Source organism: Mucilaginibacter sp. GW821-FHT07H05 (genome assembly GCF_059418485.1).
This window is the reverse complement of sequence record NZ_JBWKPY010000004.1, coordinates 605,817-618,451: the sequence shown is the minus strand read 5'-3', so window position 1 is coordinate 618,451 and position 12,635 is coordinate 605,817. Positions and strand designations below refer to the sequence as shown.

At 42.4% G+C, this 12,635-nt stretch carries 13 protein-coding genes; 5 read left to right on the top strand and 8 right to left on the bottom strand.

Annotation, left to right across the window (positions count from 1 at the left end; genetic code table 11):
- Window positions 1-18: 18 nt before the first annotated feature.
- The 4 genes from rfbD to fcl are packed head-to-tail and all read left to right on the top strand — an operon-like array spanning window position 19 to window position 3,870.
- Window positions 19-873 carry a dTDP-4-dehydrorhamnose reductase gene (rfbD, locus tag AC07M6_RS13775; protein WP_494890289.1) on the top strand — a complete coding sequence of 285 codons (855 nt, stop codon included), beginning with the start codon at window positions 19-21 and terminating at the stop codon, window positions 871-873.
- A gap of 28 nt (window positions 874-901) precedes the next feature.
- Complete coding sequence (gene rfbA / locus AC07M6_RS13770; RefSeq protein ID WP_494890287.1) at window positions 902-1,759, top strand: glucose-1-phosphate thymidylyltransferase RfbA; 858 nt, start codon at window positions 902-904, stop codon at window positions 1,757-1,759.
- A gap of 36 nt (window positions 1,760-1,795) precedes the next feature.
- The gene (gmd, locus tag AC07M6_RS13765; protein WP_494890285.1) at window positions 1,796-2,935 is read left to right on the top strand and encodes a GDP-mannose 4,6-dehydratase; all 1,140 of its coding nucleotides are present in this window, start codon (window positions 1,796-1,798) and stop codon (window positions 2,933-2,935) included.
- A gap of 8 nt (window positions 2,936-2,943) precedes the next feature.
- Window positions 2,944-3,870 carry a GDP-L-fucose synthase gene (fcl, locus tag AC07M6_RS13760; protein WP_494890283.1) on the top strand — a complete coding sequence of 309 codons (927 nt, stop codon included), beginning with the start codon at window positions 2,944-2,946 and terminating at the stop codon, window positions 3,868-3,870.
- A gap of 99 nt (window positions 3,871-3,969) precedes the next feature.
- Here fcl and miaA read toward each other — a convergent pair whose 3' ends face one another.
- From miaA to AC07M6_RS13720, 8 genes are all read right to left on the bottom strand, one after another.
- The gene (gene miaA, locus AC07M6_RS13755; protein WP_494890281.1) at window positions 3,970-4,872 is read right to left on the bottom strand and encodes a tRNA (adenosine(37)-N6)-dimethylallyltransferase MiaA; all 903 of its coding nucleotides are present in this window, start codon (window positions 4,870-4,872) and stop codon (window positions 3,970-3,972) included.
- A 46-nt stretch (window positions 4,873-4,918) separates the two neighbouring features.
- Window positions 4,919-5,566 (bottom strand): IS1096 element passenger TnpR family protein, encoded by a 648-nt coding sequence (locus tag AC07M6_RS13750; RefSeq protein WP_494890279.1) that lies wholly within the window; start codon window positions 5,564-5,566, stop codon window positions 4,919-4,921.
- A gap of 37 nt (window positions 5,567-5,603) precedes the next feature.
- On the bottom strand, window positions 5,604-7,022 hold the full coding sequence (locus tag AC07M6_RS13745) for a CCA tRNA nucleotidyltransferase (protein WP_494890277.1): 1,419 nt from the start codon (window positions 7,020-7,022) through the stop codon (window positions 5,604-5,606).
- A 160-nt stretch (window positions 7,023-7,182) separates the two neighbouring features.
- Window positions 7,183-7,749, bottom strand: coding sequence for an L-threonylcarbamoyladenylate synthase (locus tag AC07M6_RS13740; protein ID WP_494890275.1), 567 nt, complete (start codon window positions 7,747-7,749; stop codon window positions 7,183-7,185).
- A 295-nt stretch (window positions 7,750-8,044) separates the two neighbouring features.
- The gene (locus tag AC07M6_RS13735; protein ID WP_494890273.1) at window positions 8,045-9,169 is read right to left on the bottom strand and encodes a glycosyltransferase family 4 protein; all 1,125 of its coding nucleotides are present in this window, start codon (window positions 9,167-9,169) and stop codon (window positions 8,045-8,047) included.
- A 325-nt stretch (window positions 9,170-9,494) separates the two neighbouring features.
- Window positions 9,495-10,313 carry a 2,3,4,5-tetrahydropyridine-2,6-dicarboxylate N-succinyltransferase gene (locus AC07M6_RS13730; protein ID WP_494890271.1) on the bottom strand — a complete coding sequence of 273 codons (819 nt, stop codon included), beginning with the start codon at window positions 10,311-10,313 and terminating at the stop codon, window positions 9,495-9,497.
- Window positions 10,314-10,523: 210 nt separating this feature from the next.
- Window positions 10,524-11,558, bottom strand: coding sequence for an acyltransferase family protein (locus AC07M6_RS13725; protein WP_494890269.1), 1,035 nt, complete (start codon window positions 11,556-11,558; stop codon window positions 10,524-10,526).
- A gap of 72 nt (window positions 11,559-11,630) precedes the next feature.
- Entirely contained in the window at window positions 11,631-12,074 is a 444-nt protein-coding gene (locus tag AC07M6_RS13720) for a hypothetical protein (protein WP_494890267.1), read from the bottom strand.
- Window positions 12,075-12,124: 50 nt separating this feature from the next.
- On the opposite strand from AC07M6_RS13720, the gene AC07M6_RS13715 reads away from it, so the two are divergent.
- Window positions 12,125-12,535 carry an RNA-binding S4 domain-containing protein gene (locus AC07M6_RS13715; protein WP_494890265.1) on the top strand — a complete coding sequence of 137 codons (411 nt, stop codon included), beginning with the start codon at window positions 12,125-12,127 and terminating at the stop codon, window positions 12,533-12,535.
- Window positions 12,536-12,635 lie beyond the last annotated feature (100 nt).

Here is a 12,635-nt window from a genome sequence, read left to right as displayed (position 1 = left end):
ATTATCCTATTGGTATCTATGAAAAAAGTTTTAGTGTTTGGTGCTTCAGGTCAGTTAGGGCAATGCTTAAAAAAAGTTTGTGAAGAACGCGGAGTAAGTGGATTTATCTATCCTGCAGAAACAGATGCCAATATTTTAGACGTTGAGGCGCTAACTAAACTTTTTGATACATACAAACCGGCATACTGCATCAATTGCGCTGCATATACAGCAGTTGATAAAGCTGAAGATGATGTTGATATGGCCCGTAAAATTAATAAAGACGGGGCAGCCAACCTGGCCGGGATGTGTAAAAAGCATGGAACAGTACTGGTGCATATCTCAACAGATTTTGTTTTTGAAGGAAACACCCCGGGCTTATTAACCGAAGATGCTATTGCCCAGCCTATAAATGTTTATGGGCTAACCAAATTGGAAGGCGAACAGGATATTGCCGCTATATTGCCGCAACATTATATTATACGTACCAGTTGGCTTTACTCAGAGTATGGCAATAATTTTGTTAAAACAATGCTAAAATTAGGTTCGGAAAAAAATGAACTTAAAATAATAGCCGATCAGGTGGGTACGCCAACTTATGCTATTGATTTAGCAGGCGCAATAATAGCGATCGTTTTATCAGGAAAAATTGATTTTGGAACCTATCATTATAGTAACGAAGGTGTAACATCCTGGTACGATTTTGCAAAGGCCATATTTGATATATCCGGCAACACAATTAACATATTGCCTATCCGTACCAGTGAATATCCAACCAGGGCCATTAGGCCGGCTTATTCGGTAATGGATAAAAGTAAGATAAAAAACACATTTAGCATGGCAATTCCATACTGGCGCGATAGCTTAATTACTTGTATTAAGGCGCTGAAATAGGTATATTAGCAACATTATCATTTTGTCTATGAAAGGTATAATACTTGCGGGCGGTTCGGGCACACGGCTATATCCAATCACCAAAGCTATAAGTAAGCAGCTAATGCCTATTTATGATAAGCCGATGATTTATTATCCATTATCGGTTTTGATGATGGCCGGGATAAACGAGATTTTGATCATCACCACACCCGAAGATAATGCAGGCTTTGTACGTTTGCTTGGCGATGGAAAAGAATTAGGCTGCCGTTTTGAGTATGCCATACAAGAAGTACCTAACGGACTTGCCCAGGCATTTGTAATTGGCGAAAAATTTGTTGGTGATGATAAAGTGGCCCTGATACTGGGCGACAATATTTTTTACGGAACGGGTTTTGGCGAATTGATTACCAGCTTTAATGATGTAGATGGCGCCGCTATTTTTGCATACAAAGTTGCCGATCCGGAGCGATATGGGGTAGTTGAATTTGATGATAGTTTTACAGCATTATCTATCGAAGAAAAGCCATCGCAGCCAAAATCGAACTACGCGGTACCGGGATTGTATTTTTATGATAATACGGTTGTAGAGATAGCAAAAAATATTAAACCATCGCCCAGGGGCGAGTTTGAAATAACAGATGTGAACAAATATTACCTTGAACAAGGTAACCTGCACGTAGGCGTGATGGATAGGGGCACAGCCTGGCTGGATACCGGTACCTTTGATTCATTAAGTGATGCAACCGAATTTGTGCGTGTTATTGAAAAACGACAAGCGACAAAAATAGGCTGTATTGAAGAAGTAGCCTACAGGCAGGGATTTATTAATAAGGAACAGCTAATCACAATAGCTAACAAGTATATTAAAAGCGGGTATGGGCAATACCTTTTAAAATTAAGCTAACATCAATACTAATACATTAAAACAATCATCTCCACTATGTCATCAACCAAAAAAGTAGCATTAATAACGGGTATTACCGGTCAGGACGGGTCTTATTTAGCAGAACTTTTGCTGGAAAAAGGATATGAAGTGCACGGTGTTAAAAGGCGGGCATCTTCTTTTAATACAAAACGTATCGACCATTTGTATCAAGACCTTCATGAAGGACATATCAATTTTAAACTTCATTACGGGGATCTAACCGATTCTACGAACATTATAAGGATCATACAAGAAGTAAAGCCCGATGAGATATATAACCTGGGCGCTATGAGCCATGTAAAAGTATCGTTCGATTCGCCTGAATATGTAGCGAATGTGGACGGTATTGGCACATTGCGGATATTAGAAGCTGTAAGGATATTGGGACTTGAAAAGAAAACAAGAATTTACCAGGCATCTACGTCTGAACTATACGGCGGCCTTGCCGAAAATAAGAACGAGAAAGGTTTTTATGATGAAAATTCACCATTTTACCCTCGTTCACCTTATGGCGTAGCTAAGATATACGGTTTTTGGATTACAAAAAACTATCGCGAAGCTTATAACATGTTTGCATGCAATGGTGTTTTATTTAACCACGAGTCGCCACGAAGGGGTGAAACCTTCGTAACCCGTAAGATAACAATGGCTACTGCAGCCATAGCTTTGGAGAAACAAGATTGCCTTTACCTTGGTAACCTTAATGCGCAACGCGATTGGGGACATGCAAAAGATTATGTGGAGGCCATGTGGCGCATATTGCAACAAGATAAGCCTGAAGATTACGTACTGGCCATGGGTGTTACTACTTATGTAAGGGATTTTGTTCGCCTTTCTTTTGCCGAGGTGGGTATCGAACTTGAATTTGAAGGAACCGAAGAGAATGAGATTGCAAAAGTTGCTAAATGTAATAACCCTGCCTATCAGCTTGAGATTGGTAAAGTGGTAGTGCGTGTAGATCCAACTTACTATCGCCCTACAGAGGTTGATCTATTAATTGGCGACCCTACCAAATCTAAAACGAAATTAGGTTGGGAGCCAAAATACGATCTGCAAGGTTTAGTGCAGGAAATGGTTGCTGCCGATATTGATTTAGTGAAAAGAGAAAAACTGTTAAAAGATTCAGGTTATCTTGTTACTAACCAATTCGATTAATCTTCCCTATGGAAAAAAACGCTAAGATTTACATTGCCGGGCATCGGGGTATGGTAGGTTCTGCCATACACCGTAAGCTTACTAAAGAAGGCTATACTAATATTGTTACCCGCACATCTGCCGATCTGGATTTGCGTAGCCAGCAACAGGTAACCGACTTTTTTGCAACCGAAAAACCAGAATACGTTTTTTTAGCCGCGGCAAAAGTAGGCGGTATTGTAGCTAACAATACTTACAGGGCCGAGTTTTTGTACGAGAATTTACAGATACAAAACAACGTTATACATAACGCTTATTTAACCGGGGTAAAAAAACTGATGTTTTTAGGCTCAAGCTGTATCTACCCCAAAATGGCGCCGCAACCGTTGAAGGAAGAATACCTGCTAACCGGGTTACTTGAGCAAACTAACGAACCTTATGCTATTGCCAAAATTGCCGGCATAAAAATGTGCGATGCTTACCGGGCGCAATATGGTTGCAACTATATATCGGTAATGCCAACCAATTTGTACGGTTATAATGATAATTATCATCCCCAAAATTCGCATGTGTTACCGGCCATGATACGCCGTTTTCACGAAGCAAAGGTAAATGGCACTCCTGATGTAACCATTTGGGGAACCGGATCGCCCATGCGCGAGTTTCTGTTTGCAGATGATCTGGCCGAAGCTTGTTTTTACCTGATGCTGAATTACGATGAAGAAGGCCTGGTAAATATTGGCACCGGCGAAGATATCACCATAAAAAACTTAGCCTACCTGGTAAAGAAAGTGATTGGTTATGAAGGCGGGATCAATTTTGATACCACCAAGCCCGACGGCACCCCCCGTAAATTAATGGATGTATCTAAACTGCACAGCAAAGGCTGGAAACATACCATTGAACTGGAAGACGGGATTAAAATGGCCTATCAGGATTTTTTGAGTAAGTATTAAAGATTTCATTGTCATGCTGAACTTGTTTCAGCATCCCACAAGGCAGGTAACAACTTGTATGATGGGGTGCCGAAACAAGTTCGGCATGACTTTTTAATATCAGTTGCTAAGTTTTTCCATCACAAACTCTACCACCTTTCCCGGCTCCATCCAGCTTATTTCCTTATCTTTATTAAACCAGGTCATTTGCCGTTTGGCAAAGCGGCGGGTATTTTGTTTAACGAGTGATATTGCCGCCGGCAGATCGGTTTTGCCATCCAGGTAATCAAATATCTCGGTATACCCTACGGTTTGCAGCGCGTTTAAATGCCGGTAGGGTAATAGCGATCGTACTTCATCAACCAGGCCATCGGCTATCATTTGGTCAACCCGCAAATTAATGCGATGATACAATTGTTCGCGTGGCCACAATAAGCCAACTTTTAATATGTTGAACGGGCGCTGCCGAAAGTTTGCTTTGCGGAACGAGGAGAATGCCTGCCCGCTGCTTTCAAAAACCTCCAGCGCACGGATGATCCTTTGCGGATTGTTTAAATCAACCTGGTTATAATACTCGGGATCGGCCGCTTTGAGTTTTTCCTGTAAATAACTGATGCCTTTCTCAGCATAGGCAGCGTTCAGCCGTTCGCGTATGAATGGGTCAACATCAGGCAACTGATCAAAGCCTTCACAAATGGCTTTAATATAAAGCCCCGATCCGCCAACCATAATCACCGTATCGTGAGTTTTAAACAATACATCAAGCAAAGCCAGGCCTTGCTGTTCAAAATCGCCTACATTAAAGTTTTCGCTAACACTGTGCGAGCCTACAAAATGGTGCTTAGCCTGCGCCAGTTCATCCGGAGTAGGTTTGGCGGTACCAATAGCCATCTCCCGGTAAAACTGCCTTGAATCGGCCGAAATGATCTCTGTGCCCAATTTTTGAGCCAGTTGTATGCCCACGGCCGTTTTGCCGCTTGCCGTTGGCCCGGCAATTACAATAAGGGTTTTACTTTTATTCATGGCAATAGCTTTTACTATGAACTATGATCCATGAACTATTCACTAATTAATAATCATCGTGGCCCCGGCCTTCATCTTCCATGTGTTCGTTATCCGAAAACTCATCCATTTCATCCTCGTCTTCGGCATCAACACCATGGGTATCCTCTTCCTCCTCATCTACAATGCCGGTATCGGTTACTTCCGAAAAATCTTCGGCATCTTCCGGCACAAATTCCATTTCGTTCAGGAAATCAAAATCATCGTTAACGGGTGGCAATATGGTTGGTGTAGCAATATTGCTGAACATCTTTGGCGCTTCGCCTACGCTTTTAACAATATGCGGATAGCTTACCTTTGGGTCTTCGTCTAAAATGATCTTCATCAGCTCCACATGAAAATCATAAGGGCGGTCGAAATTAAAAGTATAGTAAAATTTTTGATGCGGATCATCAATAAAGCTGCTTAGCTTAACCTTTTCCATCAGAGCAATGCCCCGGTCAATCCTTTTTTGATTAGGCAGATAGGTGATCTCTTCGCCTTTTGTCCATTGATCGTTACTGATGTAAAAGGAAGACGATAATTCGGGATTATAACCCGTGGATTGGTGTATTGCGCGATGAAGATCTTCAAACGTTTGGTTTGATTTTACGTCGATCTCCCTCATCACATCATCATAATCCTCAAAAGATATCCTAAATCTGTATAGTGCCATTGTTTTTTGTTAGTAGATTTTGGTCAAAAATAATGTTTTAATTCAATTTGTTGTTTGCCACAACTTTTAAGCCAATTTCTTCGCCTTTTGTAATTGTATAATTTAAAGCTGCTTCGCGGGTGTTCGGGATGTCGCCCTCCAGGATAGCCTCGCGGATCTGGTTTTTAATAATGCCTACCTCGCGGCCCTCTTTAATCCCGAATAATTCCATAATATCGCTGCCCGATACCGGGGGCTGCCAGTTGCGTACCTTATCGCGCTCTTCTACATCTTTTAATTTTTGCAGCACCAGTTCAAAGTTGTTACGGTAACGTTTTACCTTGTACTCATTTTTGGTGGTGATGTCGGCTTTACAGAGCAGCATCAGGGCCTCGGTATCATCGCCGGCCTCAAACAGCAAACGCCGCACGGCCGAATCGGTCACAATATCCTGGGCCAGTACAATGGGGCGCAGGTGCAGTTGTACCAGCTTTTGCACCAGCTTCATGTGCTCGTTAAGCGGCAGTTTCAGCTGCGCGAAGATCTTGGGGACCATACGCGCGCCCTTATCCTCGTGCCCGTGGAATGTCCAGCCGTGGCCGGGTTCAAAGCGTTTGGTGGCAGGCTTGGCAATATCGTGCAAAATAGCTGCCCAGCGCAGCCACAAATCGGTAGTAGTGGTGCAAATATTATCCAGCACCTGCAAGGTATGGTAAAAATTATCCTTATGGCCTTTCCCGTCAATTATATCCACGCCATATAAAGCGGTCATCTGCGGAAATATCAGATGCAGCAGGCCGGTATCAAACAAGTAATTAAACCCGATGGATGGTTTGGGCGATAGGATGATCTTATTCAGTTCGTCCGTTATCCGTTCCTGCGATACAATACGGATGCGCTCTTTATTATTTTTTATAGCCTCAACCGCGTCATTGCTGATCTTGAAATTCAGTTGCGATGCAAACCTAACCGCCCGCATCATCCGCAGGGGATCATCCGAAAAGGTTTCAGCCGGGTCAAGCGGGGTTTTAATCAGCTTTTCATCCAGATGTACCATCCCGCCAAATGGGTCTATCAACTCGCCAAACTGGCTGGCATGTAAGGCAATGGCTAAAGCATTAATGGTAAAATCACGGCGTTTTTGATCGTCATCCAAAGTGCCGTTCTCCACAATCGGTTTGCGCGAGTCCGACCGGTACGATTCCTTGCGTGCACCAACAAACTCCACTTCCATATCCCTGTACTTTAACATGGCTGTGCCGAAATTCTTGAAAACGGCCACCTTTACGTTCAATTGCGCGGCCACCTGCTCGGCAAACTGGATGCCGTTGCCCAGCACTACAATATCAATATCCTTTGATGGCCGGTTCAGGAAAATATCGCGAACAAAACCGCCAATGGCATAAGCCTGCACATTTAACCCGTCGGCCACTTTGGCTATCACTTTAAATACGGGGTGTTGCAGGTGTTGTTTCATAAATAATATTCAGTGGCGAGATTTAACCACAGAGTTCACAGAGAAAGAACCGCGGAGTTCACAGAGATGTTAGTCGATTATCTTGCTTTTCTTTGTGAACTCTGTGCAAACCTCCGTGACCTCTGTGGTTAAATCAAATCGCACGCAAAGTTAATCAAATTTAACGGCGCAGAAACTCAAAACGCCCGTCGGGTTGCAGGCGCATAATGGTTGACGGCCGTTTTTCGCTCATATCGTGCTGCTCCAAATCAACCACATAATCCACACCATCTGTGATTTCAGGCGAGATCTGTCCGAAATTTTTAGGCGATGGCTGTCCGCTGATATTGGCTGATGTAGATACCAACGGCTTGCGCAGCCGCTGGATCAGTTGTCTGCAAAACTCGTGGTTAGTAACCCGTACGCCAATACTGCCATCTTCGGCAACTAATGCCGGCGAGATATTTTTAGCGCCGGGCATTACCAGCGTTAAAGGATGTTCGGCATATTCCATTAAATCGTAAGCAATATCGGGCACATCGCTTACATAGCTTTGCAGTTTATTGTCTATATCCAGCAAAATGATCATGCTTTTAGCTTCATCACGTTGTTTAAGCGCGTATATTTTTTTAACGGCTTCGGTGTTGGAGGCATCGCAGCCTATACCCCAAATGGTATCGGTGGGGTAAAGGATAATGCCGCCATCCTGCAGTACTTTCAGGGCTTTGGCTACTTCGTCTTTAAGCATGTTATGTAGTCGTGTAAAAATCTGAATGATCCGTTTATCATTATTCAGACCACAAATTTAGATTTATTATTTTTAATGCAGCGGCACAATACTTTGTGTTTGTTGGCCAATGTCTTTTTTTTTGAAAAGCAGTTGCTGTGTTACAATTAGCGTTTGTTCCCGCTTTCCGCTGCAAAGCCTCGCCTTACCACCACGCAATTCCTTGCCCACGCTGCGGGTTTTCCGCTGCAATCGGGTTTATGAATTAACGGTGCTGCAATTTAAACCCAGGGGTTATAATATAACACTAAGCGCGTTAAACGCTCAGTATATTCTGGTAAACAGCCATCAATTGGGCGGCCAGTTTATCGTCGTCAAAATTACGGGAATACTCGCGGCCTTTGGCAATCATTTTTTCGCGCAGGTCTTCGTAGTTAAGCACCAGGTTTATTTTAGTGGCCAAGTCCTGCGCATCGTCCGGGTTAGTGTACAGGCTATCGGGACCGCCCGCTTCTTCCAGGCACGATCCTGTTGCCGCGATAACAGGGGTGCCCGAGTTTAACGCCTCCAGTATCGGTATACCAAAACCTTCATACCGCGATGGGTATACAAATACCGATGCCGCCTGGTAAAGCACCGGCAGATCGGCAAAATCAACCTGCTCTAAAAACACCATTCTTTCGGTCAGCTGGTAACGGTGGATAGCCATTTTTACTTCTTCGGCATAGCGTGTTTGCTTGCCTACCACCACCAATTTTACAGGGGTTTTTATCAGCGACATGGCTTTGATGATCAGGAGCAGGTTTTTACGCTCCTCAATGGTACCTACACTTAAAATATAATCGCCCGTGATATTGAACTTTTTGAGCACCGCCTTTTTTTGAGCAGCAGTGCAGGGCGTTTTAAAGGCCTCATCGCAACCCTGGTAAACCACATTGATTTTTTGGGCGGGAACATTCAGCAGTTCTATCAGGTCATTTTTGGTACGCTGACTGATAGCGATGATCTGGTTGGCAATGCGGCAGGCGTACTTTAACTTGGCCAGGTAAATAGCACGGCTTACCATGCCAAAATATTCGGGGAAACGCATAAATATCACATCGTGCACGGTTAGCACCGATTTGATGCCGCTTGTGCGGATCCCGTAGGGTAACTCATGACTTAAGCCATGGTATAGTTCTACGGCATCGCGCTTCAGGTATTTTACTACGCCACGGCTGCGCCACCACGATGTTAACACCTTGCGTTTAGGCAGTATGGTTTGGATGTTGTGATAAGTGTTGAGAAAATTGCCCCTGCTATCGGGCGTAATGCGCGGGGTGTATAACAGGTAGGTGTTATTGGGATAAAATGTAGCAAGCGATTGTATTAACCAGCGGCTGTAGTTACCCAGGCCGGTGGAGTTAAGAAAAGCACGTTTGGCATCAAATCCTATTCGCATAAAAAATCACTCAAAATAATTTGTCATTCTGAGTGTAACGAAGAATTTACAGCCAATACATTCCGGCTCTGTTTACGTTAGATTCTTCACTACGTTCAGAATGACGTTTTGTTTAACCATGTTGTCATTTCGACGAACCTGCGAGGGGTTATAGGCAGGGGTGAGGAGAAATCTTATACGATTTACTTATCGCACATATAAGATTTCTCTTTCGCCCTCCCCCGCAATTCCTGCCCCGGCTCTTTCGAAATGACAACGTGATTTTAACGTCATCCACACCCTTAAAGTCCCGACGGGATTTCTAAACTCGCAATGACAAATTGCTTTATACAGCTACGTTGTTCTCGCGCAAAGCGTCGTTTAACGAAGTCTTTTTATCTGTCGATTCCTTACGGGTACCGATAATGATAGCGCAAGGCACCTGGTATTCGCCGGCAGGGAATTTTTTAGTGTATGATCCGGGAATCACTACCGAGCGGGCTGGTACGCGGCCTTTGTATTCTATCGGTTCATCACCGGTTACGTCAATAATTTTGGTCGACGCGGTTAATACCACGTTAGCGCCCAATACGGCTTCTTCCTCTACATGCACACCTTCAACCACAATAGCGCGCGAACCGATAAAGCAATTATCTTCTATAATTACAGGGGCCGCCTGTACCGGCTCCAGCACACCGCCAATACCAACACCACCACTCAGGTGTACATGCTTGCCAATTTGCGCGCATGAACCTACGGTAGCCCAGGTATCAACCATGGTGCCTTCATCTACAAAAGCGCCGATATTTACGTACGATGGCATCATGATAACACCTTTGGCCAAATGTGCGCCGTAACGGGCAATGGCATGCGGTACCACGCGTACACCGGTTTCTTTATAGTCGGTCTTCAGCTTCATTTTATCGTGGAAAACAAAAGGGCCAACTTTAATCTCGTCCATCGTGCGGATAGGGAAGTACAGGATCACGGCTTTCTTAATCCAGTCGTTCACATGCCAGCGGGTGCCTATGCGTTCGGCCACGCGGATCTCGCCTTTATCTAAGCGTTCTATAACGGTTTCAATCGCATTAACGTATTCTTTTTCGCCTAATAGGGTACGGTCTTCCCAGGCGTCTTCTATTAGTTTTTTTATATCGGTAGCCATATTTTAAATTTTAGCAAATTAAACAAAGTTGTATGATGATTAAAAGAAAATATACAAGTGTATTGTAAAGTTTTATGATTTACCCAGGTTAATCATGCACAGTTAAGTACAAGCCCAGTTTTTAGGGATATTGCAATTGCAAACATACCTTTAATGATATAAAGGCTGAATTTTAGGTGAACAGCTTTAACGTACCTTATTATGGAGTAATTATTTTTTATCTAAAACTTTTTTTAGCCTGCTCATCAGTTTTACTTCTACATATTTATTAAATACATAAGTAATGCCAACAACGGTGAATATCATTAAAATTAGCAATAAGGGCTTATTTATATAAGGGAGTAGCGCGCCAATTACAATTACACCAAATATTTCATGTATAAGGTATAAGGGGTATGTTAAATTGCCCAATGCCTTATACAGATTTTGATGCTTTTTAAAAGTGATATTTTGTAAGGAAATCCAATAAAATATCATGTAAAAGGAAATGATTATACCTGCGGAAGCGTAAGAAAGCGTATAATTACTATGATTAATAAAACACGCCAGGCTAAATATCAAAGTTATTAACGGCATTATCATATCAAACTTTTTCCGTTGATATTTTATAAGGTAAAAGTAACAGCCCCCAATAAAAAAGAAGGCATGCTCTGTTATAAAGATCATCCTGATCTTATTAAAGATAGTATGATAATTAAAGTAAAGTTCGCCATAATAAGTTAAAACCGATAAGGTGAGCCAGGCAACCAAAAACGTCCTGATATATTTCATCTTATTTAAAACCAATAGGATATATATGAATAAATAAAATTGGATCTCTACAATTAAGGTCCAGTAAACACCGGCAACAAGTTGCACCTTGGCCATGGAGCCAATTATGCCAATTAATGAGAGATTAATAAAAAAATCAGTAATGCTTACATTGTATGTAGCTACAAATAGCTTACCAACAATATATGTAATAATACAGATTGGAATAAACGCAGGATATAACCTAATGATACGCGATTTTATAAATTTAGCAGGTGATACAAACTGCGCCGACATTAATATCACAAAGCCACTTATTAAAAAGAATAAGCGTACGCCTAAATTCCCCTTTAAAAAAATACTGTTAACAAAGTTATTGTTAATTAAAAAAGTACCGTGTTCATAATGTGTATCAATGGTATAATGAAAAAAAACGACCATTACAGCGGCTATAAACCGTAACAGATCAATTTCATAAAGTCTTTTTTGAAACATTTAAAAAGGATTAAGTTGAATACTAATATAATAATAAATGTTATTTGCCAAATAACTGTAATACCGATTACGTTATTTAACATTTTTTAATTCGGGTAAGTTGCCCGTATAGTAGATGATTGAAAACAAGGTCAGGCATATCAGCAAGGATATCACTAATGGCTTTACTATAGATTTAGGGTAATAATCATTATCTGGAAAGTATTTTGGAAAGAAATAGCTTGACAGGATGATACCACCCGCTACATTAAAAAACAGTGGTGCAAAGGCAAAGGTTTTTACGCTGCTAACCAGCAGCATGCAAAATAAGGTATAACAGATGGAGAACAATAGCGCCCCGTTAGCCGCCTTTTTATAGCCTACGTTGCGCAGGTTCCAGAATAATAGTACGCCGCCAAATATGGTAGAAAAGAAAATAGAGAAGCCGAGTATGGCCTGCCGCGAATAAATATCTACGGGTTCTTCCTTGCTTTCTTCTTCGGGTTGTTCTTCCGGTTCGATATACTGATCTTCCATGCCTCAAATATAGGCTAAAAGCTTAAATTTGTGCTTTATCAATTGATATTATGCCCGAAAAAGAAAAGCTGCGAATAGATAAATACCTGTGGGCTATTCGGATGTTTAAAACCCGCACCCTGGCATCGGATGCCTGCAAGGCGGGGCGCGTAAAGCTGGATGGCAACAACATTAAGCCATCGCACGAGGTAAAGGTGGGTGAGATATACCAGGTGAATAAAGGGGAAGACCGAAAGGTGGTTAAAGTAACCGGCCTGCTGGAAAGCCGCACCGATGCCAAAACCGCCGTGTTTTTTTATGATGATGTTACCCCGGTTGAGCAAACGCATGCCTTTAAAAGTATGTTTCACGCACCGGTACTAAAACGCGACCGCGGCACCGGCCGCCCCACCAAACGCGACCGCCGCGAAATTGACGGCTTGCAGGATGGGTTTTTTGAAGGGGAGAAAAAGGAAAAGTAGCTTTATAGATGATTTAACCACAAAGGGCTCAAAGAAATAGAAACACAAAGTTCACAAAGCCCTTTATGGTTCATAAAAGCCTTTGTGAACTTTGTGCAAA

What these genes read in the sequence shown, in the direction of transcription:
- rfbD (WP_494890289.1), top strand. Translation starts at nt 19, where the DNA reads ATGAAAAAAGTTTTAGTGTTTGGTGCTTCAGGTCAGTTAGGGCAATGC.
- rfbA (WP_494890287.1), top strand. Translation starts at nt 902, where the DNA reads ATGAAAGGTATAATACTTGCGGGCGGTTCGGGCACACGGCTATATCCA.
- AC07M6_RS13720 (WP_494890267.1), bottom strand. Translation starts at nt 12,074, where the DNA reads ATGGAAGATCAGTATATCGAACCGGAAGAACAACCCGAAGAAGAAAGC.
- AC07M6_RS13750 (WP_494890279.1), bottom strand. Translation starts at nt 5,566, where the DNA reads ATGGCACTATACAGATTTAGGATATCTTTTGAGGATTATGATGATGTG.
- AC07M6_RS13740 (WP_494890275.1), bottom strand. Translation starts at nt 7,749, where the DNA reads ATGCTTAAAGACGAAGTAGCCAAAGCCCTGAAAGTACTGCAGGATGGC.
- AC07M6_RS13730 (WP_494890271.1), bottom strand. Translation starts at nt 10,313, where the DNA reads ATGGCTACCGATATAAAAAAACTAATAGAAGACGCCTGGGAAGACCGT.
- miaA (WP_494890281.1), bottom strand. Translation starts at nt 4,872, where the DNA reads ATGAATAAAAGTAAAACCCTTATTGTAATTGCCGGGCCAACGGCAAGC.
- fcl (WP_494890283.1), top strand. Translation starts at nt 2,944, where the DNA reads ATGGAAAAAAACGCTAAGATTTACATTGCCGGGCATCGGGGTATGGTA.
- gmd (WP_494890285.1), top strand. Translation starts at nt 1,796, where the DNA reads ATGTCATCAACCAAAAAAGTAGCATTAATAACGGGTATTACCGGTCAG.
- AC07M6_RS13715 (WP_494890265.1), top strand. Translation starts at nt 12,125, where the DNA reads ATGCCCGAAAAAGAAAAGCTGCGAATAGATAAATACCTGTGGGCTATT.
- AC07M6_RS13725 (WP_494890269.1), bottom strand. Translation starts at nt 11,558, where the DNA reads ATGTTTCAAAAAAGACTTTATGAAATTGATCTGTTACGGTTTATAGCC.
- AC07M6_RS13745 (WP_494890277.1), bottom strand. Translation starts at nt 7,022, where the DNA reads ATGAAACAACACCTGCAACACCCCGTATTTAAAGTGATAGCCAAAGTG.
- AC07M6_RS13735 (WP_494890273.1), bottom strand. Translation starts at nt 9,169, where the DNA reads ATGCGAATAGGATTTGATGCCAAACGTGCTTTTCTTAACTCCACCGGC.